Consider the following 22,596-nt stretch of genomic DNA (forward strand, 5'->3'; position numbering starts at 1 on the left):
AAGTATAATATGAATGGATTTCTTCCTATTTCACGTTCGGATATGGAGGAACGTGGAATAAAACAATTTGATTTTGTTTATATAACAGGGGACGCATATGTGGACCACCCTAGCTTTGGCGTGGCGATAATATCAAGAGTACTTGAAGATCTGGGATATACAGTGGGAATAATTTCACAGCCTGACTGGAAAAGCGATAGAGATTTCAAACGCTTCGGCAGACCTAAGCTTGCATTTCTGGTAACAGCCGGAAATATTGATTCTATGGTTGCGCATTATACCGCCGCAAAAAGAAAGCGTTCCGATGACGCTTATACTCCCGGCGGAAAGGCAGGAAAGCGTCCGGATAGGGCAGTAATAGTGTACTGTAAAAAGATCCGTGAAATTTACGGAGATGTTCCCATCGCTATAGGCGGACTGGAAGCTTCACTTCGTCGGTTTGCTCACTATGATTATTGGGACGATTGCGTCCGTCCGTCAATACTTGTTGACAGTACTGCGAATATCCTTATGTTCGGAATGGGCGAGCATCAGATTACAGAGCTTGCACACAGACTGTCGCATGGGGAGGATATACGTGAGATCCATGATGTACGGGGAACCTGCTACCTGACAGAACCTGTAAACACGCCGATCGGTGCGGCGGAATGTCCGTCCTTTGAACAGGTCAGGGATAATAAAAAGCTATATGCCAAAGCGTGCAGACAACAGTATGACCAGCAGGACGAGGTTTACGGCAAAACGGTAATTCAGCGTCATGGAAAGATGATGCTTGTGCAGAATCCTCCGGCGCTTAGCCTTACAACTGAAGAGCTTGACCATGTTTACAGTCTGCCGTATATGAGAACATATCACCCGTCATATGAGAGTATGGGAGGAGTACCGGGAATTGAAGAAGTTCAGTTTTCTATTACCCATAACAGAGGCTGTTTCGGGTACTGTAATTTTTGCTCTATTGCTCTTCATCAGGGCAGACGAGTAACTTGCCGCAGCGAGGAGTCAATACTTGAAGAGGCTAAAAAGCTGACAGAAATGTCAGGCTTTAAAGGATATATACACGATGTAGGAGGGCCTACAGCCAATTTCAGAAAACCTTCCTGTGAAAAACAGATGAAGCTAGGATTGTGCAAGGGTAAAAAATGTCTTGCGCCTGAACCATGTCCCAATCTTGATGTTGACCACAGGGAATATATTGATATTTTAAGAAAACTTCGTAATATAAAAGGCGTAAAAAAAGTTTTTATTCGTTCGGGAATCCGCTATGATTATCTGATGGAGGACGAAAGTGACGAGTTTATAAAGGAACTTATTAAAAATCATGTCAGCGGACAGCTTAAGGTTGCTCCGGAACATTGTTCGGCGGCAGTTCTTGATAAAATGGGTAAGCCTCATATTGAGGCATATAAGAAATTTCAGCAGAAATTCTATGCAATTACAAAGGGAATGGGCAAGGAGCAGTATTTAGTGCCTTATCTTATGTCCTCACACCCGGGAAGTACTCTTAAAGAGGCTATAGATTTGGCAGTATTTCTCAAGGAAAATAATATGCGTCCGGAACAGGTACAGGATTTTTATCCGACGCCGGGAACTATTTCTACCTGTATGTTTTATACGGGATATGATCCGTATACCATGAAGGAGGTCTATGTTCCGAAAACTTCGGAAGAGAAAAAAATGCAGAGAACGCTTTTGCAGTATTTCAAGCCTGAAAATAAAAAAATCGTTATTTCAGCATTGAAAAAAGCCGGACGGCACGACTTGATAGGTTACGGTAAAAATTGTCTGGTAACGCCTGAAAACGGACGAAATGAAACACGGGCGGTAAATGGCAGAAAATCGGGAAAGGCAAAAAATAATGGCATCAGGAAAAAGAAAAAAAGGTAAGAAAAACGGATTATTTGCAAAGCTTTTGGCGGCGGTCATAATAATTGCTGTCGGTGTTTTTGCGGCTGATTATTTTAATATATTTACCTTTGAGGAATGGAAAGAATTTTTCGTTATTGAAAAGGAATCCGTTGCAGAGGGAGAGGTTCAAGTCCACTATATAAATGTGGGGCAGGGGGATTGTTCTCTTATTCTGTCCGAAGATACGGCAATACTTATCGATACCGGTGAAAAGGAAAACGGCGAAATAATATGCAGTTATCTTGAAAAACACAATGTTGATAATATAGACTGTATGATTCTCACTCACCCTCATTCTGACCACATGGGTGCGGCTTCCTATGTTATTGACAATATGGATGTTGAACAAATTATCATTCCTAAGGTTACGGACGATATGGTACCAACAACGAAGGTTTATGAGAATTTCTTGAAAAGTGTTAAGAACAAAAATCTCAAGCTGACTGCCGCAAAACCCGGAATGACCATTGATGCGGGAGAGGGAGAGCTTGAAATAATATCACCGGTAAAGGATTATGATAATTTAAATAATTATTCTGCGGCGGCGGTACTTACTCATGGCAGTAATAAGTTTATGTTTACAGGGGATATTGAGAAAAAAGCTGAAAAGGATATCATAAAAGCCGGAAATCTTACTGGTGCAGATGTTCTTAAAGTTGCTCACCATGGAAGCAATACTTCAAGCAGCAAGGAGTTTCTTGATATTGTAGATCCTGATTATGCAGTTATAGAGTGCGGAGATAATTCCTACAAGCACCCTCATGAGGAAACCATGGAAAGACTTTCCGAATATACGGATAAAATATACAGAACAGACATAGACGGTAATATTGTGATAACGTCTGATAAAGACGGATTATCAGTTAAAACTGAAAATTAAGGAGAAGCTATGCTGATAATAGAACGCTTTGAGGGAAATACTGCCATTATTGAGGACGGCGGCAAGCACTTTGAAGTAAGCAGAGATGATCTGCCGGAAAATGCATGTGAGGGAGACGTACTGAAAAAAGTCGGCAGTACATATGAAATTGACAAAGAAAAAACAGAAAGCCGAAGAAAAGAAATATTAAAGCTGCAAAACAGCTTGTGGAGTTGAATATGAACGCAGACGTAATTATAATAGGCGGAGGAGCCGCCGGAGCAATGGCAGGTGTTTATTGCGGCGAATGGGGAAAGAAAACAATTATTTTTGAACCCAACGGAAAAATAGGTAAAAAGCTTATGATCACCGGTAAGGGAAGATGTAACGTTACCAATAACTGTACAGACGATGAACTTATTCGCAATATTCCCCGTAATCCAAGGTTTTTATACAGCGCTTTTTCGCAGTATTCTACGGCAGATGTTATGGATTTTTTTAAGCAGTCGGGAGTGCCTCTGAAAACAGAAAGAGGAAACAGAGTTTTTCCTGTTAGCGATAAGGCGGCGGATATTGTTTCGGCTCTGGAACGCAAACTGAAAAAAGCTGATGTAAAAATCATAAAGGAAAGAGTTACCGGACTTATTATTGAAAACGGCATATGCAAGGGTGTTGAAGCAGGAGGAAAGCAGTATTTTTCAGAGTCTGTTTTAATAGCGACCGGAGGAAAATCCTATCCCAGTACCGGTTCTACGGGGGATGGGTATAAGCTTGCAGAATCTGTGGGACATACTGTCACAAAGCTTGAACCGTCTCTTGTACCGCTAGTGTGCAATGAAAAATACTGTGCCGATATGATGGGTCTTTCCCTGAAAAATGTTACGCTATCGCTATATGACAGGGGTAAGAAAATATACAGCGAGCTGGGTGAAATGCTGTTTACTCATTTCGGTGTATCCGGACCGTTGGTATTAAGTGCAAGCTCTCATATTGACAGTATGGAAAATAACAGATATAAACTTCTTATTGATTTAAAACCCGGACTTTCCGAGCAGCAGCTTGATGCGAGAATCTTACGGGATTTCAGTGAAAATATAAATCGTATATTCGGAAATTCCCTATCCAAGCTTTTACCTGCAAAGCTTGTACCGACAGCGGTAAGGCTGTCGGGGATACCGGGGGAGAGAAAAGTAAATCAGATAACAAGAGAAGAACGTCTGGAATTTGTAAGACTTCTCAAAGCTTTTCCGCTGACGGTAAAAGCATTCCGACCAATAGAGGAAGCGATAATTACCAGCGGAGGTATCAATATAAAAGAAATCAACCCTAAAACTATGGAATCAAAAAAAATAAAGGGACTTTTCTTTGCCGGAGAAGTTATAGACGTTGATGGGTATACCGGAGGATTTAATTTGCAGATCGCTTTTTCAACCGCATACTGTGCGGCTTTAAATATGTAACTGAAAGGAAGTTGAAAATGAGTATTAATATTGCTGTTGACGGACCGGCAGGCGCCGGAAAAAGCTCTATTGCGAGAGCTGTGGCTGAGGAAATCGGGTATATATATGTTGATACGGGAGCACTCTACAGATCAATTGCTCTTTATTCCATAGAAAACAAATTTGACAATGAATCACTAGTAAATTCACTGGATAAAATAAATATAAGACTGGAATTTATTGATAAATGTCAGCATGTTTTTTTAAACGACAATGATGTTTCGGATAAAATAAGAACTCCGGAAGTTTCAATGGGCGCTTCAAAAGTTTCGGTAATTCCGGAGGTAAGGGAATTTCTATTCGGACTTCAGAAAAAAATTGCTGCTGAAAATAATATAATAATGGACGGAAGAGACATAGGGACAGTAGTACTGCCTGACGCCGATTTAAAGGTATTTCTTACGGCGTCTGCCGAGGAAAGAGCAAACAGAAGATTTAAAGAAATGACTGACAGCAGTATTACCTATGAACAGGTGCTGGAGGATATAAAGCAGCGTGACTATAATGATATGCACCGAGATATTGCTCCCCTCAAGCAGGCAGAGGACGCAGTGCTGCTGGATACTACTGGTATGACGATAGAGGAAGTAAAGCAGAAGCTTAAGGCTTTAATTGATGAAACGGAAAAAAGCATAGGATAGGTGTGCAAAATGAATATATTCTTCAAATGTCTATATGGACTTGTTAAAGGAATTTATTACGGGTTATATAATGTTAAGGTTGAGGGCAGGGAGAATATTCCTGAAAAATCCGGATTTATTATTGCTTCTAATCACCGTACTTTTGCAGATCCTCCGTTAATTGCAGTAACGGCAGGGTGTGCTAAATATTCTTTTGTGGCTAAAGCAGAGTTATTCAGGTTTCCGCCCTTTGGCTGGCTTATAAGAAAATTGGGGGCGTTTCCGGTAGTAAGGGGAAAAGGAGACATGAAGGTCATTTCCGATTCTGTCGAAAGAATAAATCAAGGAAGAAATCTTGTTATTTTTCCGGAAGGAACAAGAAGTAAGGACGGAAAAGTTGGAAGAGGTAAAACCGGAGTGGCGCTCATTGCTGCAAGATCCGGCGCTGCCGTTATTCCGGCAGGCATTGTTTTTGAGGGAAAGCTGAGGTTCAGAAGCAAGGTTACTGTAAAATACGGAAAACCCATTGCCCCAGAAGATATTCAGCTTGAAAAAGAATTGGATCCTCATAAGCTAAAAGCAGTGAAGGTGAAAATTATGGGAGAAATAAAAGAACTCGTGGAGGGCAGTAATGGCGGAAATTAAAGTTGCAAAGTCGGCAGGATTTTGTTTTGGTGTTGACCGTGCGGTAAAGCTTGTTTACGGTGAACTTGAAAAGGGCAATAAAAGTGTTGCAACGCTCGGACCTATTATTCATAATGCAGATGTGGTAAACGACCTTACAGACAAGGGCGTCAGAATAGCGGATAGTGTTGACGATCTTAAAGAGGGAGAAAAAGCCGTTATACGATCTCATGGTGTAGGCAAAAAAATCTACGAAGGACTTGATCAAAAGGGCAATGCGTATATTGACGCTACATGTCCATTTGTTGCACGAATCCATAAAATTGTCCGTGAAAAAACCGAAGAAGGATACTTTATATTAATTGCCGGTGATAAGGATCATCCTGAGGTACAGGGAATTGTTGGTCATTGCGACGAAAATTACTATGTTTTTAAAGATGAAGACCAGTTAAAAAGTTTTTTTAGTAAAAATTATAAAAATTTAGAAAAAAAGCTTGCAATTGTTGCTCAAACAACGTATAATATATTAATATGGGGAGAGTGTTTAAAGGTTATTCCAAAGGACGATGAAAATATTCTGGTTTTTGATACGATATGCAATGCAACTTCACAGAGGCAGTCCGATGCGGCTTTGCTGTCAAAGGAAGTTGACGTTATGATCGTTGTAGGCGGAAAAAACAGCTCAAACACAATAAAGCTTTATAATGTTTGCTCTGAAAACTGTCCGTCTTACCACATAGAAAATGCGGACGAGCTTTATTCATTAAACCTGAAAAATGCTGAAAAAATAGGCATTACTGCCGGAGCATCCACACCGGCTTATATAATTAAGGAGGTACAAAATACCATGGCTGAAATCTTAGAAGATGACATTAATTTTGAGGAGGCGCTTGAACAGTCTTTCAAAAAAGTACATACAGGAGAGCGAGTTAAGGGCTATATTGCCGCAGTTAATAACAGCGAAGCAATCGTAGATATCGGAACAAAGCATACCGGTTATGTTCCGCTTTCAGAACTGACTGACGATCAGACCAAGAAGCCTTCTGACATAGTTAGTGTCGGAGAAGAAGTTGATTTGATTGTAACTAAAATCAACGATCAGGAAGGCATTGTTACACTTTCAAAGAAAAAGGTTGACGAACTTGTAGGCTTTGATAATATTTCAAAGGCTAAGGAAGAAGACGCAGTACTTGACGGCGTAGTACTGAACGTTGTAAAGGGCGGTATTCTTGTTTCCGTTGACGGAGTAAGAGTTTTCGTTCCTGCTTCACAGACAGGTTTAGGCAGAGATAAGAATCTTGACGAACTTCTCAAGCAGAAGGTTCAGATCAAGATTATCGAAGTAAATGAATCACGCCGCAGAGCAGTAGGTTCTATTAAGGCTGTTGCAAAAGCTCAGAGGGAAGCTGCTAAGGCTGCATTTTGGGAAACTGCTGAAATCGGCAAGGTTTATAAGGGCGAAGTTAAGTCTCTTACAAATTACGGCGCTTTCGTTGATCTCGGCGGAATTGACGGAATGGTTCACATTTCCGAGCTTTCATGGGGCAGAATCAAGCATCCAAGTCAGGTTGTAAAGGTTGGAGATATACTGGAAGTTTATATTAAGGAGCTTGACAAGGAATCAGGAAGAATTTCTCTTGGCTTTAAAAAGGCTGAGGACAACCCTTGGGTTAAATTCCAGAATAATTATAATGTAGGCGATGTTGTTAAGGCAACTATAGTTTCTATAACGCCTTTCGGTGCATTTGCTCAGATTATTGAAGGCGTTGACGGTTTGATTCATATTTCTCAAATTGCCGATAAGAGAGTAGATAATGTAAACGACGTCCTTTCTGTAGGTCAGGAAGTTGACGTAAAGATTACTGAAATTGACTTGGACAAGAAGAGAATCAGCATTTCTATTCGTGCACTGCTTGATGACGCAGCAGCTGAAGAAACAGAAGACGCTGAATAATATTGATTAAAAATATTGAATAGTAGCGGGCGAGGTTATCTCGCCTTTTACTTTGTAAAAGAGGTTGTTGTGTTGAAGAAAGGCAAGGAAATAACAGTATTTCTGGCTTTGACTCTTATACTTTCGGGGTGCGGAGGAGAAAAAGAAAAATCCCGTTCGGAGGTAAAAGCTGCCGCAGCAGTAAGCGTCCAAAGCACACGTGAAACAGTTAAGTATACTGAAACTATAAATACCGAAATATTAACTGAAGCTGCTGTAACTGAGATCTTGTGCGGAGAAACTGAAAATGTACAGCCGATAGATAATAATGACGAATTTAATGATTTTAAAGACAATGTTGTGGTAATAGGCGATTCCATTGCTCTGGGATACGGAGCGTATGAAAGACTTCCTATGAAGCATGTATTTGCAAAGCTTAATGCAAGTCCGTCGAAAATGGACGATTTTAAGTTTGAATATGCCGGAGGTGAAGCGTCGGCATTGACAATATTAAACGATTTGCAGCCGGAGTTTATTATGCTTTCAATGGGACTTAATGATATAACCACTTATTCCGCTGAAAATTTTGCTGAAAAGTATAAAAAATTTACAGACAGTATTATAGAATCGTGTCCCGAATCAGAAATTTATATTATGGGAATTACTCCCGTAAAATCTGACTGCGAATATACTTCTAATAAAAACATTGATGAATACAACATTAAACTATCAGAAGAATTTGAAAATTATGGCGAAAAAATACATTTTGTCAATGCAGGAACAGTACTGAAAAATGATAATGGAAGCTTAAATAATGAATATTCCAGTGGTGACGGTATTCATCTTACAGGGGCAGCATATGATGAAATGCTGAAAGAACTTGAAAATTATTTATATAAATAGAAATTTAAAGTCCGGAAAAATCCGGACTTATTTTTTAAAAACTGTAACCTTTTTGTTTTTTTAGTGTATATATTAGTGAAAGCCGTTAGAACGGAGGTGCAGGCTTGAAAGACAAACGTTTGATTTTAAAGCTTAAGCAAGGGGATTCAAAAGCTCTTAATATAATTATTGAAAAATATTCTTCTTATGTATATACTGTTATAAGAAATGTTATAGGAGATTATATGACTGAGGAAGATATTGAAGAGGTTGTAAGCGATAGTTTTGTAAACCTTTGGAATAATTCAGACAAGCTTTCTGAGGACAGGCCGCTGACTCCGTATTTATCTGCAATAGCCAGAAATGCCGCTAAAAATCGGTTTAGGCAATTTCATACCGAATATTCTTTTGAGGACATTTCCGATGAACCTGCCGATAGAGATAATATTCCGGAATTGATTGAAAATTATCAGGCATTAAGTTTAGTTTATGATGCAGTTGAAAATTTCAACAGTATTGATAAGGAAATTTTTATCAGATATTATTTTTACGGTGAAAAGCTTGAAGCTATTGCAAAAATAACCGATCTGACGCTTTCAAATTGTAAAACAAAATTATGCAGAACAAGGAAGAAAATAAAAGTATATCTGACAGAAAGGGGTTATGATTATGAGGTCAAAAGATAAGTGGCTTAAGGATTATCCTATGATAGACTATGAAAAAGCCGATTGCAAAAGAATCAGAAATTCTGTCGGAGAAAAGCTTTCAGAACAGAAAGGCGAGGTAATTTATATGAAAAAGAGAAGCTTTAAACCGTTGGCAATTATAGGAGCAGTTTTGGCAGTGTCTGCTGCATCAGTATTCACAGTAAATGCCGCTACAGACGGCGCTGTTGTGAATAAAATCAAGGAATGGACAGGAAATGTTACGGTCTATATTAACGGTGAAGAGGTTGAGATGCCGGCAAAGATTAAAGAAATTGATGGTGATGAAGACTGCCGTATTGTTGAATTTGAAATAGATGATGAAAATAGCGATGATAATGTTAATATAGAATATTATGAATACTATGATGAATCAGATATTCCAGATGATTTGGAGATTGAAATGGAAATAACCACTGAAAATTCTAATGAAAATAAATAATTAAAAAGGACGGTTTTTAACCGTCCTTTTTAATTATTAGTGGCAGCTGCAGCCTGAACGCTTAACGAAAGAGTTACAGTCTGTACATTCAGGTACCTTTGGGTCTGATTCGTGAGTGCCGATCTTTACCATATCAAGTGTGCAGTAATCTTCAGTTTCCATGTTGTTTGCACATTGCTTAACTGTGCAGTGGATGTTTGAATTTTTTTTCTTTTCCATAATATCAGTCTCCGTTTCATTAAAATGTATTCTCGTTCTGAGAACAAAATTATTATAACCTGAAACTAAAAAAATAATACATTTAATCGTGTAAAAATCATATAAAATATATACATTTATCCAAAATTTTAAAAAACATATTGACTTTATAAAATAAATTTGTTAACATGTTAGGTATCAGCATATAATCTAATTTATATGTTAATAAAAATAACTTAGGGGGAAACAAAATGTCAGAGTTTAATGATAACAACGGTCAGAATGAAGTATCTGATATTCCGGTTTCAGAAATTAAGCCGGAAGAACATCAGCCGGCAAAAGCAGTTGAACCGATAATGGCTGGAACAGAAATTATAAGCGGTGTTGAAAAGGCAAAAAAAGGTCCGGCCGCTGTAATTGCTGTAATAGCGGTTATACTTGTCTTACTTTTGGGCGGCAGTGCTGCTGCATACAGCTTTAGTCCATGGGTAAAAAATAATGTAAAAATGATTATTAACGATCCTGAGGATTATTATTCGTGGGTTGAAAATCAGAATATAAAAGAGTCTGCGGAGAAAGTGGCAGAGGCTTATGATAAAATGACCAATTCTGAAAATCAGAATGTGGATCTGGAATTAAAAGCTGATCTTGAAAAAGACGCTATAGCTTCATTATTTGAATCTAATTCAGGCGTTTCACTGTCTGATGCAGGGATTACAATTCCAGGCAGTATTTCATTTACAGAAGCGGGTACCGTAGTAGACGGTAATACAGCCTTCAGCGCAAAGCTTAATGCTGATGAAAAAACGCTTCTTACAATTAACGGATACTTAAAGGATGGTAAATATTATTATCAGATTCCGGAGCTTTCTTCAAGTTATATTTCGATGGATTTGAGTCAGATTATAGAAGAGGCATTCTCAGAAACTGATTCTTTGGTAAACGGTATTGGAAATAAGGAAGACTCGCAGCCAGTAATAAACAATGTTTTTACAAAAATGTCAACCGGTAAGGGTCTTCAGGAAATTATTACAGATGATGAACTTGAAGAGCTTCTTGTAAAATATTTTGATATTGTATTTACAAATATTGATGATGTTAAGCTGAAAAAGAATATTGAATGTGAAGTAAACGGTGTAAAAACTGAATATAATCAATTAGTTGCTGAAATTGATGAAGGCTGTCTTTACAGCATTGCTAAGGATGTTTTAAAGAAGGCTAAGGATGATAAAACAATTATTAAAATTGTTGAATCAACCGGTTCTATGACTAAGGATGATTATCAGTCCGCTGTAGATAAGCTTCTTGGAGAGCTTGGCGAATATAATTTGTCAGGCGGCGACGTAGTTGCTGTAATGAATGTTTATGTTGACAGTAAGGGCGTAATAAAGGGAAGATCTTTTGAAATTGCTGATGAGGAAGACGTAAAGCTTAATTATATGAGTGTTGAGGACAATGATAATAACGCATTTGAAGCAAATATTATCTTTGACGGCGAAGGTCTTAAAATCAGTGGGGACATTACAGAAAAATCAGATAAATCCAGCGGAAAAATAAATGTTACAGCTGTAGGAACAACAGACGGTGATCAGTCTTTTGATATTGAATTTAAGGATATAAAGACTGAAAATAAAGACAAGGGATATTGCAGCGGTGAAATTAATTTGAATCTTTCAGCCTTGGATATGGGTAACATTGCAGTAAATCTCAGTTCAGACGGCAAAAGTCAGGAAATTTCTACTGAAATTAATGTCGGAGGAACAAAGTATGCCAATGTGACTTTGAAATACAGCGACAACAAACCGGAAGAAATCCCTGCTTTCAACGACGCAGAAAAGGTTTATAATTATTCATCAGACGGAGCAGAGCTTCAGCAGTATATTGCCGAAGCGGATATGGAAGGCTTCCTGAAGGGAATCAGCGATGTTATCGGAATAGATCTCAATTCTTTGATGAATGGATACAACGGTACTGTTACAGAACCGATAGTTCCTACAGAACCTGAAAATCCGACTGTAACTGATCCTACAGTTACCGGTACAGCTCCTGAAACTCCTGAGTCAGCATCATACGATTTCAGCAAGATTAAAATTCAGCTTAATGGTAAAGATGTGACTATTCCCGGCAAAATTGACGGTGTTCTCGATAAGGTAAAGGTTGACGTTGATAAAGTTGAAGCAGGCATGGCTGAATACTTTTATTCGGAAGACGGTAATACTGCGGTATATGTTGAAAATTTGACCGAAGCCGCACTTGCCCCAAAGGATTGTACAATTACCGGATTATCTGTTACTGATGAATCGGATATTAAATTAACAATTGACGGTATAGGACCCGGAAGCAATATAAGTGATGCGGTAAGCAAATACGGTTGTAAGCTTGATGATCCTAAAAATGGTTATACTTATATTGAAGATTCAGGTAACGGAGAATTTTACGGGGAAATAACTTTATTTTACAATGACGGAATTATTTATGAAGTTGATGTAGATTTTTATTAATATACTAACTAAAATACAGCAGAAGTTTAATTCTGCTGTATTTTTTATTGGTAGGAAATTTCAGTAATTAAATGATATAAAATCCGTTGACACGCTTTTTACTATATGATATAATGTGATTGTTAACAAATTAACAATAGGAGGTAAAAGATGAATATTTTTGTATGTGTTGGAAGTTCCTGTCATTTAAGCGGTTCTGCAAGAATAGTGGAACTAATGAAAAATGCTGTTGAAAGGAACAATCTTAATGATAAGGTTAAGCTTTCCGGAGCGTTCTGTCTTGGAAAATGTACTGAGGGAGTTTCAGTTAAATTTGACGATGAAATAGTATGCGGCGTTTCGGAGGATAATTTTGACGAAACTTTTCAGAAGTATGTACTTGATAAAATCTGATTATAGAAAGGTTTTGATTTTTTATGAAAGATTATTTGCAGTTAAAAAAGCTTAATTGTAAAAATTGCTATAAATGTATACGTCACTGTCCGGTAAAATCAATCAAATTTTCTGATAATCAGGCTAATATTATTGCTGACGAATGTATTTTATGCGGAACATGTTTTGTAGTCTGTCCCCAGAATGCAAAACAAATACGCAATGATATACATAGAGTAAAAGACGCAATTAAATCAGGCAAAAAAGTTGTTGCCAGTATTGCACCGTCCTTTGCGGCGAATTACAGCGGCGTTAATATCACTTCTATGGAAAAAGCGTTAAAGAAGCTAGGATTTTGTATAGCGGAAGAAACGGCTGTCGGCGCACAGATCGTTACCGGCGAATATGAAAAGATGGTCAATGAAGGTAACAAGAGCATTATTATTTCATCATGCTGTAATTCGGTAAATACGCTTATACAGAAATATTTTCCTACAGCTTTGAAATATCTTGCCGATGTTCTTTCACCTATGCAGGCACACTGCAAAAAGCTTAAAGATGATTATCCTGATTGCTATACCGTATTTATCGGTCCGTGTATTTCCAAAAAGGAAGAAGCTGAAAAATATGCCGGACTGGTAGACACTGTACTTACATTTGAAGAGCTCAGCGAATGGATGGAACAGGAAAATGTAACGTTTGAGTCAGTTGAAGAAGATACTGATGATAAATTTATTACAAGACTTTATCCTACTAACGGCGGTATTTTAAGAACCATGAAGAACCGAAATGAAAAATACAGTTATTTTTCTGTAGACGGCACCGAAAATTGTATAAATGCACTTAAGGATATTATTGACGGTAAATTTGAAAACTGTTTTATAGAAATGTCAGCATGTACTGGAAGCTGCATAGGCGGTCCGGTAATGAACAAGGAAAACAAACTTCCTGTTACTGATTTTATTGCCGTTGACAGATATGCAGGAAAGAACAATTATAATATACCTGATTATGACAGTGAAGAACTGAAAAAAGAATTTAAGAGCGATATTCTTCACAGAGCAATGCCGAGTACACGTATGATCAATGAAATTTTGCATAAAATGGGTAAAACCACTCCTGAACAGGAGCTTAACTGCGGAAGCTGCGGATATGATACATGTCGTGAAAAAGCGATTGCAGTGTACCAGAATAAAGCCGATTTTACAATGTGTCTGCCTTTTTTGAAGGACAAAGCAGAATCATTTTCCGATAAGATAATTAAAAATACTCCTAACGGAATTATTGTGCTCAATGAAGATTTGATCGTTCAGCAGATCAATAATGCCGCATGTGAGATCATGAATATAAAAAATTCTTCGGATATTCTTAATTCTCCGGTTGTAAGAGTACTAAATCCTACAGAATATCTTAATGTTATGGATACAAAAAGAAATGTTCATGATAAAAAGGTATATCTTGCAGAATATGGTAAGTATGTTGAAGAAACTATTATCTATGATCCTGATTACCATATGATAATGAGCATTATGCGAGATATTACTGCTGAAGAAAATGAGCGTGAAAAACGAAATAAGATTACAACCAATACTATTGAAGTTACAGACAAGGTTATTGAAAAGCAAATGAGAACCGTACAGGAAATTGCGTCGCTCCTTGGCGAAACGGTTGCCGAAACCAAGGTTGCGCTGACTAATCTGAAGGAGAGTCTCGGTGATGAATAATCTATGTACTGATGTGGGATATCACAGCTTATATAAGCATGGAGAACAGCTTTGCGGCGATCATGTAGACGTAATTGAAAAAGGCGACGATTATACTGTTCTTGTTCTTGCGGACGGTCTTGGCAGCGGAGTAAAGGCAAGTATTCTTTCAACTCTTACATCAAAAATTATTTCCACAATGATGGCGAATGAAATGAGTATTGAAGAATGTGTTTCTACAATTGCTGCAACACTTCCGGTCTGTGAAGTGAGAAAGGTTGCGTATTCAACGTTTACGATCATGAGGATATTAAATAACAATGAGGCGGAACTTATTCAGTACGATAATCCTCATGTTATTTTGCTGAGAGACGGGAAAAATTTTGAGTATGAAAAACAACGTATGGAAACAGGCGGAAAGGTTATTTATACTTCAAAGATCCAGCTTTGTGAGAATGACGTATTTATTGCAATGAGCGACGGTGCTATTTATGCCGGGGTAGGGAAATATATGAATTTCGGCTGGCAGCGTGAAAATATAATTGATTATATTGAAAAGCTTTATGACGATAATTATACTGCAAAGGTTATAGCAACGCTTATTCTTGATGAGTGCGACTGTCTTTACGGCGGCGAACCTGGAGACGATACCACTGTTGCGGCTATAAAAATACGTACAAGAAAACCGGTAAATATGCTGTTTGGGCCGCCTTCAAATCCTGATGATGTTAACAAAATGATGTCGCTTTTCTTTTCAAAGGACGGAAAAAGAATTGTCTGCGGCGGTACGACTTCCATGCTAGCGGCTCAATATCTGGGTGAAGAGGTTATGCCTGATTTGGATTATTTTGATCCGGATATACCTCCGATTGCTCATATAAAGGGTATTGATCTGACAACGGAGGGTGTTATAACAATGACTCAGGTTCTGAAATATGCACAGAACTATCTGACGGATAATGTATGTTATTATGACTGGAGTACTAAAAAGGACGGCGCTTCACAGATAGCAAAAATGCTGTTTGAAGAGGCAACAGATATTAATTTTCTTGTGGGCAGGGCAATGAATCCGGCACATCAAAATCCGGGACTGCCTATTAATTTCAGTCTGAAAATGCGGATAGTTGAAGAGCTTTCAGAGTGCCTTAAGAAAATGGGGAAGAAAATAAAAGTCAGTTATTTTTAAAAAAACGGAGAAATGCTATGAGAAAATTCGATACAAAGGTTCAGTATCTCAAGTATAAGATTTTAAGAGAAGTTGCAAGATATGCAATGGAGGACAGACTTCTGGACTGTTATACAGAAATTCCGGGAATTATAGTAAAAGGTCCTGAATCGACAATGAGATGCTGCATTTATAAGGAAAGAGCTATTGTAAGCGAGAGAATCAAGCTTGCAATGGGAGGCGATAAATCTAACCCCAATGTTATTGAGGTTATTGATATTGCCTGTGATGAATGTCCGGTAAGCGGATATAATGTAGTACACGACCTTTGCAGAGGCTGTATTGCTCACAGATGTGAGGATGTATGTGCAAAAAATGCTATCACTTTTGATGAAAATCAGAAAGCGGTCATTAATAAGGAAAATTGTGTTGAATGCGGAAGATGTGCATCAGTCTGTCCATACGGTGCGATCACAAACAGAAAAAGACCTTGTGAAAGAGCCTGTAAGGTCAATGCTATACATATGGGTAAGGACAAATGTGCTGAAATTGACAATAATAAATGTATTTCCTGCGGTGCATGTGTTTACCAGTGCCCATTCGGAGCGGTTATTGACAAGTCCTTTATACTTGACGTTATTAATTTGATGAAGAAAAGCCGTAATAATGAATGCAAGCTTTATGCAGTGGTTGCGCCTTCAATTTCCAGTCAGTTTTCTTATGCAAAGCTAGGACAGGTAATTACAGGTATCAAGGAACTCGGTTTTCATACTGTAGTTGAAGCAGCGTTGGGTGCTGATATGGTAGCGTATGCTGAAGCGGCGGAGCTTGCTGAGAAAAAATTCCTTACCAGCTCATGCTGTCCGGCATTTGTGGACTACATTCATAAACAGTTTCCGGATATGGTTGAGCATATTTCTCATAATCTGTCTCCTATGGCTGCAATTGCTAAATATATTAAGGAAACAGATGAAAATGCAAAAATTGTATTTATTGGTCCGTGCACTGCTAAGAAAATGGAATTCCAGAAAGAAAGCGTCAGACCTTATGTAGACAGTGTAATTACTTTTGAAGAGTTACAGGCTCTGTTCGACGGCTGCGGAGTTGATATTACAACGCTTGATGAGGGCATTCTTGACAATGCTTCATATTACGGCAGAATCTTTGCAAGAAGCGGAGGTCTTGCCGACGCTGTAAGTCAGGCGATCTCTGAACAGGGAATTGAAAACTTTAATTACAATCCTATTTCATGCGACGGTATAGAAGCATGCCGTGCGGCGCTTCTGAGAGCCTCCAAAAACGTACTGCCTAATAATTTTATAGAAGGTATGGCATGCAGCGGAGGCTGTATAGGCGGTGCCGGATGCCTTACTCATGGAGTAAAGGATAAAAATGAAGTTGATAAATACGGCAGAGAAGCTTTTGAAAAAACTATTTCAAGCGCTATTGGTTTTATGAAGTAAATATAAAATAAAATACTGAAAAACTGACTTCAATGGTATTAGAAGTCAGTTTTTGTTTTATTATCGGTATAGTTTTCATTTCTTGACTTTTCTTTAAGATAAGAGTATAATTAAATATTATCAATGATATTAACAAAATAGAATCGCTGTCAATCAAGGAGAAAATAATGAGTATTAAATTTCATCTTCCGGACTTTGCCGTGAGGTATCATTTTAACCGAATATTTCTATCAATGCTGGAACATTGTCCTCAATATTTTTACGATGGAGTGGAGATAGCTTCCGTTTACGGATGTTTCCCCCAGTCTTTATGGAACGGCGGAAGAACTATGCCTGGAGTTTGCGATAAATCATTTGTAAAAAAGGTTGTTCGGGAGTTTAACAAGCTCGGCATACCTCTCAGATTTACTTTTACTAATCCGATGATCACTGAAGAACATCTTAATGACGATTTCTGCAATTTTGTCTTAAGAACTGCTGAAAACGGTAAAAACGGCGTTATTGTCGTATCTCCAATACTTGAACAATATATAAGGGATAAGTACCCGGGATATAAAATCACAAGCTCTACTTGTAAGCGTATTACGGACATTAACAATTTAAACAGCGAGCTTGACAAAAATTATGACATAGTTGTTTTAGATTACGATTTTAATAATAAATTTGATATGCTGGAAAAAGTACAGAATAAGGAAAAATGTGAAATACTGGTTAATGCTTGCTGTATTCCGGGATGCAAAAACCGTGTTGAGCATTACCGTGAAATAGGTCTGTCCCAGATTGCATACTGCGATCATCTGAAAAAGTATCCAAACAAGCCTTTCAATCCTAAGGACTATAATCTAAAGGTAAGCAATCTTAGTTGTCCTTCTATGGATTATGACGCAGTTGACGTAAGAAGTCTTTCAACACATATTTCTCCGGAAGATATTTTAAATAAATATGTGCCAATGGGATTCAATCAGTTTAAAATCGAGGGCAGAACTGCTACTATGTTTAATTTAGTTGAATTTTATCTTTATTATATGATTAAACCTGAATATAAAGATAAGGCAAGACTTGCACTATTAAACAATCTTGTTAATAACAATTTAATAAATACCAGTTTCTGATAAACTTAATGGAGTGCTTAGATCAATTATTCATCTAAGCACTCCATTTTTTTACGAAAATTCAAATTTTTCAAGGATCCTTTTTGCGTCCTGAATACGAACTCCCTTTACCTTATTGTTTCTCGGTACTTCTGTGTTAAAATAAAAGTCCAGACGGCATCTGCCGAGTTTTTTATCAAAAGGATTCTGTACAATTTGTATTTTAATCAGTTTATCCTTATCGGCAAGAATTGTATGAAAAGCGTAAAATCGGGAATACCGTATGCAGCAAAAATTATCTTCAATTGTAATACCTGATGTATATAATGCAACAATTTTAATAATAAATAACCAGACAAAAGGTATTTCAGCCATAATTGAAATAAAAATAATGATGTCATAAACCGTGGGAAACAGCCAGACCAGCAGCGCAGCAATTACCGGAATAAGCAGAATGATAACAGCCGGAGTACCTGTATAGGTTATAAATGCAAGTTTTGAAACCTTTACTTTGCGTTTGGTAATATATTTTTTGAAGTCCAGCAGATCAAGGGCACGGTTTGCTTGCTGCCTTGTAAGTATGGGAAGAAGTACGGGAAGCTCATTTTTCTGATTACCGTATCCTGAACAGCTTATATTGACCGTTGATGTTTTAAAAAGCTTCATAATAAGGCTTTGCCTCAGATCGACATAATTAATTTTATCAGGGACAATATGGTAGATTCTTTTAGTCAGCGTTCCCATTTTTATTTTGAGTATATTTTTGTCCTTTTTCATAATAAATCCGGCATAGCGCAGTATATTGGCTGCAAATGAAAAAAGCCATGTTATAATAACCAGAAATCCAAGGATAATTGCTGCCGGCGGAATTTTAAGGGCTAATTTCGCAGAAACGCCGTTTGCCAGCTTAATAAATTCCACAAGCTCGGTTTCCAGTAAATCTTTTATGATTCTTCCTGACTGAAAAAGAAAAGTTGAAAGATAAACTATCCCTGAAAGACTGTTTGAAAAAACAAAGGAAAAGAATACTATTGTGAACCATTTGGGTTTAAATTCAAATGTTTTTTTGCCTTCTTTATGAACTTCCGGAAGCTTTCGCCGAAGCATTTTCAGATCCTCGCGTCTTATAAGCAGGGACATATCGGAGGTTCCGAAGGTTCCAGCACAGGTATCGACGCTGACTTTTGCCGCCTTGAACGGTCTGAGAAAAAAACTGTGTTCGGCAGTTACCGCCGATATATTTTTGTAAGGAATAATAATCTCCTTATTTACAAATATTCCGCTTATAAGGCAAACGTTATTTTTTTCAAAACGAAACCATGTAAACAGCCACCTGAAATATCCAAAGCCTAAAATGAACAGTATTACAAGAATATCAAACCATGCGCCCTTGATCCATGTATAAAAAGCGTTAAAGTCAAGAGTGAATGTCCGTATGCCTCTCAGAAGAGGAAATATAAGCAGCCATATGTTTTTGGCTGCATTTTTTATTATTTTCAGCGGATGTTCGTGGTACAAGCTTTTCCTCCTCCTTAAACCTTAAGATTATAATTAAACTCGGCAAAATCATGGTCGCTTAAAAACATTACTGTCATCATTCCTCCGTAAGCATATAAAACTATAAAATTCAATCCGGTAAGTTTTGAAAAAGGTGTAGAGACAGAAGTTGTAAACTGAATTTTGTCAATACGGATTATTTGCTTTTTTTTGAAATAAAATCCGCTTTCTTTAATAATTCTATCGTTTGAAACATAATAATTAAGGTTTTTAAAATAAATCGGAAGATAAATTATTGCTGTAAAAAAACCGGCGGCCAAGAATATAATACACAATAAAATCATAACTATTGGTATAAAGGACAGGAAATATACGGTAACGGCAAGCAGTATAAATGTTACGGATAGTATAAGTATTTTTAGTATATTTAGACATGTTTTGTCTGCATAATAATGCTTCATAATTCCTCCGCTTTCTTTTTAATTATTATATATTTTATTATATGTTCGTGGGACGCAAAATAAAATAAATGCTTACGTTTATTATATCATAAAACAGATATTGAATTCAATAAGAGGTGCAAAAAAATGCTTGAAACAATTAATAAAATGGTATGGGGAGATTTTCTGCTGTTTTTACTTTTGGGGACGGGTTTGATGCTCAGCATAAGATTTAAGTTTTTTCAGATTTTTAAAATCAGATATATTTTTAAAAATACTGTTTTAACGTTATTTAATAAAAAAAACTCAGTCAATTCTTCCGATAAAGAAAGTATTTCCCAGTTTCAGACATTTGCAACTGCTCTTGCTGCTACAATGGGTACGGGAAACATCGTAGGCGTAGCTACTGCACTCACTATAGGCGGTGCCGGAGCAATATTCTGGATGTGGATATCTGCAATTTTAGGTATGGCTCTGGTTTACGCTGAAAATTATCTTGGCACAATTTACAGAAAAAAATCCGACGGTTTGTGCGTAGGGGGGCCTATGGCATATCTGGAAAAGGGTGCAGGTAAAAAATTTCTTGCAGTTTTGTTTGCGGTTTTCTGTATTTTTGCTTCTCTTGGAATGGGTAATATGACGCAGGTGAATTCTATTTCCTCCGCTGCAAAGGATTCCTTTGGAATCCCTGAAATAGTTACAGGTATTGCGGCAGCGGCAGTTGCCTTTATCATTATATCCGGAGGTATCAAAAGAATCGGTAAAGCCTCGCAATTTCTTATTCCCATACTTTCCGTAGTTTACATAGGCGCTGCTATTTTAATAATTATCAAATTCAGAAACAATTTATCCGACACCTTTTCACTTATCTTTAAAGACGCTTTCGGAATAAAAGCAGCAGGGGGAGGGATCTGCGGAGAAGTTTTAAAAAAGAGTATAAACACCGGACTAAGAAAAGGAGTTTTTTCCAACGAAGCAGGATTGGGCAGTTCTGCGTTGTTACATTCTGCGTCGGAAAATACCAGTCCTCAAAAACAGGGTATGTGGGCGGTATTTGAAGTTTTTATAGACACTATTATATGCTGTACAATTACAGCTCTGGCAATACTTTCAAGCGGCGCACTGAAATCCGGTAAGGACGGCGCTCCTCTGGTAACAGAGGCATTTAAAACGGTTATGGGCAATTTTGCTCCTGCTTTTACGGCAGTATCAATACTGCTTTTTGCGTTTGCAACTCTTATCAGCTGGTTTTACTGCGGAGAATGCTCGGTAAAATACATATTCGGAAATGAGGGCGTTCCTTTTTACAAGTTTATTTTTACGGTATTTATTGTTATAGGCGCAGTTGCCAAACTCACAACAGTCTGGACAGCTTCGGAAATATTCAACGGTCTTATGGCTATCCCTAATCTTATAGGACTTATTCTTCTGAGAAAGGAAGTAAAATCTGAATAAACAGTACCCTTTTACGGCAATACTGTTTTCAGTGCAAAAGCCACTGAAAGGAGAAAGAAAATGAAAGCTATTTTACAGGAAAACAAAATAATCGGAACATATTCCCCGGATGAAGCGGTATTCATCGGCAGTGCGGCGGCTAAATATTCAAAAAGAATTGCCATAGGCAGAAACGGTGATTCAAGAGCGGCAGAAATGGCTTTGTCGGCAGGAATAATTGCGTCCGGTTCAGATGTCATATCCCTTGGCAAGTGTCTTGAAACAGAACTGTTTTTTACGTCCCGTCTTGCTTCATGCGATCTTTGTTTGTATATTAAGGAAGAACCGCTTATGAAAATTGAAGTGCGTACAAAAGGCGGTCTGCCTATTGACAGACAATGCATGGAGATTATCAGCAGCGCTCTGCACGAAAGAAAAGTTCCTGAGCTTTTATCCTCAGAGGGTACTGTTACTGACAGTCGGGGCTTTAAAGACGTATACAGACGTCACATTGAAGGACTTTTACCGTCAAAATGTCCTTACTCGATTTATATCAGTAAATCCGGTAAAAACGGTCAGAAGATTCATTTTCCGAAAACCGAAGGCGAGGAACTTATAATTCAGCTGAGTGCAGACGGTACAAAAGCTTCGCTTTACTCTGACAAAAGCGGTTTCATTTCTTATGAAACGCTGATTTTTATCTGCTGTCTGGATATATTGGAAAACGGTAAAGATGTTGCTCTTCCTTTTGAATTTCCTTTTGCTGCGGACAATCTTGCTTCCAAATACGGCTGCAGAGTATACAGATATTATTCGTCTCCTCAGGACGGCTGTGATGAAGCCGCAAGAAAGCTTGCAAGAGAACAGAATTTTACTCTGGACGGTCTTTATCTGGCGCTGAAGTCTATAAAAATTGCAATTGATAAGGAGCTTGACCTTAAAGGAATCACAAAGCTTATTCCCGAATTTTATACTGCCAAAAAATTTGTAGAGCTTGAAAAGGACAGGATAGATAAAATTCTTAATCACTGGGAGGGTAATATTACTCCCGGAGGTACAACATTTTCCAAGAGAGAAAGCCGTGTTATAATGCAGCCGTCTTCCTCTGGAAAGGGATTATGGTTACAGATTGAAAGCCGTTCAATGGAAGCGGCAGAAGAGCTTTGCGGTAAAATTGAGGAAAAGTTAAAAAAGAATAATTTTTAATTTTATAATTATTGTAAGTTTATTAGAAAAATTTTCCTTGACTTTTTTGTGCAATTTG

The 22,596-nt window shown here is 37.7% G+C and carries 21 protein-coding genes; 18 read left to right on the forward strand and 3 right to left on the reverse strand.

The genetic code is table 11. The features are described from left to right. The first annotated feature begins 9 nt into the window (after positions 1 to 9). The 10 genes from OCV67_RS02435 to OCV67_RS02480 all read left to right on the forward strand — a co-directional run bounded on the left by OCV67_RS02435 (position 10) and on the right by OCV67_RS02480 (position 9,468). Complete coding sequence (locus OCV67_RS02435) at positions 10 to 1,884, forward strand: YgiQ family radical SAM protein (protein ID WP_147642271.1); 1,875 nt, start codon at positions 10 to 12, stop codon at positions 1,882 to 1,884. Further along, entirely contained in the window at positions 1,856 to 2,785 is a 930-nt protein-coding gene (locus tag OCV67_RS02440) for a ComEC/Rec2 family competence protein (protein WP_178084965.1), read from the forward strand. Before OCV67_RS02435 ends, OCV67_RS02440 begins: the two co-directional genes overlap by 29 nt. Before the next feature lie 9 nt (positions 2,786 to 2,794). Then, positions 2,795 to 3,001, forward strand: a complete 207-nt coding sequence (locus OCV67_RS02445) for a DUF3006 domain-containing protein (RefSeq protein WP_147642273.1) — start codon at positions 2,795 to 2,797, stop codon at positions 2,999 to 3,001. Between the two features lie 2 nt (positions 3,002 to 3,003). Next, positions 3,004 to 4,224, forward strand: coding sequence for a BaiN/RdsA family NAD(P)/FAD-dependent oxidoreductase (locus tag OCV67_RS02450; RefSeq protein WP_147642274.1), 1,221 nt, complete (start codon positions 3,004 to 3,006; stop codon positions 4,222 to 4,224). Between the two features lie 17 nt (positions 4,225 to 4,241). Then, positions 4,242 to 4,904 (forward strand): (d)CMP kinase, encoded by a 663-nt coding sequence (cmk, locus tag OCV67_RS02455; RefSeq protein WP_147642275.1) that lies wholly within the window; start codon positions 4,242 to 4,244, stop codon positions 4,902 to 4,904. A 9-nt stretch (positions 4,905 to 4,913) separates the two neighbouring features. Next, positions 4,914 to 5,528 (forward strand): lysophospholipid acyltransferase family protein, encoded by a 615-nt coding sequence (locus tag OCV67_RS02460; protein WP_147642276.1) that lies wholly within the window; start codon positions 4,914 to 4,916, stop codon positions 5,526 to 5,528. Then, entirely contained in the window at positions 5,515 to 7,461 is a 1,947-nt protein-coding gene (locus OCV67_RS02465) for a bifunctional 4-hydroxy-3-methylbut-2-enyl diphosphate reductase/30S ribosomal protein S1 (RefSeq protein WP_147642277.1), read from the forward strand. The genes OCV67_RS02460 and OCV67_RS02465 overlap by 14 nt, the downstream gene beginning before the upstream one ends. 72 nt (positions 7,462 to 7,533) lie before the next feature. Next, on the forward strand, positions 7,534 to 8,343 hold the full coding sequence (locus tag OCV67_RS02470; RefSeq protein WP_178084966.1) for an SGNH/GDSL hydrolase family protein: 810 nt from the start codon (positions 7,534 to 7,536) through the stop codon (positions 8,341 to 8,343). Positions 8,344 to 8,447: 104 nt separating this feature from the next. Next, positions 8,448 to 9,008: an RNA polymerase sigma factor gene (locus OCV67_RS02475; protein ID WP_147642279.1), complete on the forward strand. Its 561-nt coding sequence runs from the start codon at positions 8,448 to 8,450 to the stop codon at positions 9,006 to 9,008. After that, the gene (locus OCV67_RS02480) at positions 8,992 to 9,468 is read left to right on the forward strand and encodes a hypothetical protein (protein ID WP_147642280.1); all 477 of its coding nucleotides are present in this window, start codon (positions 8,992 to 8,994) and stop codon (positions 9,466 to 9,468) included. Before OCV67_RS02475 ends, OCV67_RS02480 begins: the two co-directional genes overlap by 17 nt. Before the next feature lie 36 nt (positions 9,469 to 9,504). On the opposite strand, the gene OCV67_RS02485 is transcribed toward OCV67_RS02480, so the two are convergent. After that, a complete protein-coding gene (locus tag OCV67_RS02485; protein WP_147642281.1) occupies positions 9,505 to 9,687 on the reverse strand; it encodes a DUF1540 domain-containing protein in 183 nt (60 codons plus the stop codon). Between the two features lie 230 nt (positions 9,688 to 9,917). Between OCV67_RS02485 and OCV67_RS02490 the strand changes: the two genes are divergently transcribed. From OCV67_RS02490 to OCV67_RS02515, 6 genes are all read left to right on the forward strand, one after another. Next, positions 9,918 to 12,167 (forward strand): hypothetical protein, encoded by a 2,250-nt coding sequence (locus OCV67_RS02490; protein WP_147642282.1) that lies wholly within the window; start codon positions 9,918 to 9,920, stop codon positions 12,165 to 12,167. Positions 12,168 to 12,317: 150 nt separating this feature from the next. After that, on the forward strand, positions 12,318 to 12,560 hold the full coding sequence (locus OCV67_RS02495; protein WP_147642283.1) for a (2Fe-2S) ferredoxin domain-containing protein: 243 nt from the start codon (positions 12,318 to 12,320) through the stop codon (positions 12,558 to 12,560). Between the two features lie 23 nt (positions 12,561 to 12,583). Beyond that, complete coding sequence (locus OCV67_RS02500) at positions 12,584 to 14,263, forward strand: [Fe-Fe] hydrogenase large subunit C-terminal domain-containing protein (RefSeq protein ID WP_147642284.1); 1,680 nt, start codon at positions 12,584 to 12,586, stop codon at positions 14,261 to 14,263. After that, entirely contained in the window at positions 14,256 to 15,428 is a 1,173-nt protein-coding gene (locus OCV67_RS02505) for a SpoIIE family protein phosphatase (RefSeq protein ID WP_147642285.1), read from the forward strand. The genes OCV67_RS02500 and OCV67_RS02505 overlap by 8 nt, the downstream gene beginning before the upstream one ends. 17 nt (positions 15,429 to 15,445) lie before the next feature. Beyond that, entirely contained in the window at positions 15,446 to 16,870 is a 1,425-nt protein-coding gene (locus OCV67_RS02510) for a 4Fe-4S dicluster domain-containing protein (protein WP_147642286.1), read from the forward strand. Positions 16,871 to 17,037: 167 nt separating this feature from the next. After that, a complete protein-coding gene (locus tag OCV67_RS02515) occupies positions 17,038 to 17,982 on the forward strand; it encodes a hypothetical protein (RefSeq protein ID WP_147642287.1) in 945 nt (314 codons plus the stop codon). Between the two features lie 51 nt (positions 17,983 to 18,033). Here the strand turns inward: OCV67_RS02515 and OCV67_RS02520 are convergent, their stop codons facing one another. Both OCV67_RS02520 and OCV67_RS02525 read right to left on the reverse strand, forming a co-directional pair. Beyond that, entirely contained in the window at positions 18,034 to 19,479 is a 1,446-nt protein-coding gene (locus tag OCV67_RS02520; RefSeq protein ID WP_147642288.1) for a PH domain-containing protein, read from the reverse strand. 14 nt (positions 19,480 to 19,493) lie between these two features. Further along, entirely contained in the window at positions 19,494 to 19,919 is a 426-nt protein-coding gene (locus tag OCV67_RS02525; protein WP_147642289.1) for a PH domain-containing protein, read from the reverse strand. A 126-nt stretch (positions 19,920 to 20,045) separates the two neighbouring features. Here OCV67_RS02525 and OCV67_RS02530 point away from each other — a divergent pair, with 126 nt between their 5' ends. Next, on the forward strand, positions 20,046 to 21,353 hold the full coding sequence (locus OCV67_RS02530; protein WP_147642290.1) for an alanine/glycine:cation symporter family protein: 1,308 nt from the start codon (positions 20,046 to 20,048) through the stop codon (positions 21,351 to 21,353). Between the two features lie 60 nt (positions 21,354 to 21,413). After that, a complete protein-coding gene (locus OCV67_RS02535) occupies positions 21,414 to 22,538 on the forward strand; it encodes a phosphohexomutase domain-containing protein (protein ID WP_147642291.1) in 1,125 nt (374 codons plus the stop codon). Positions 22,539 to 22,596 lie beyond the last annotated feature (58 nt).

The sequence above is a fragment of the Porcipelethomonas ammoniilytica genome, assembly GCF_025567485.1.
Taxonomy (GTDB): domain Bacteria; phylum Bacillota; class Clostridia; order Oscillospirales; family Ruminococcaceae; genus Porcipelethomonas; species Porcipelethomonas ammoniilytica.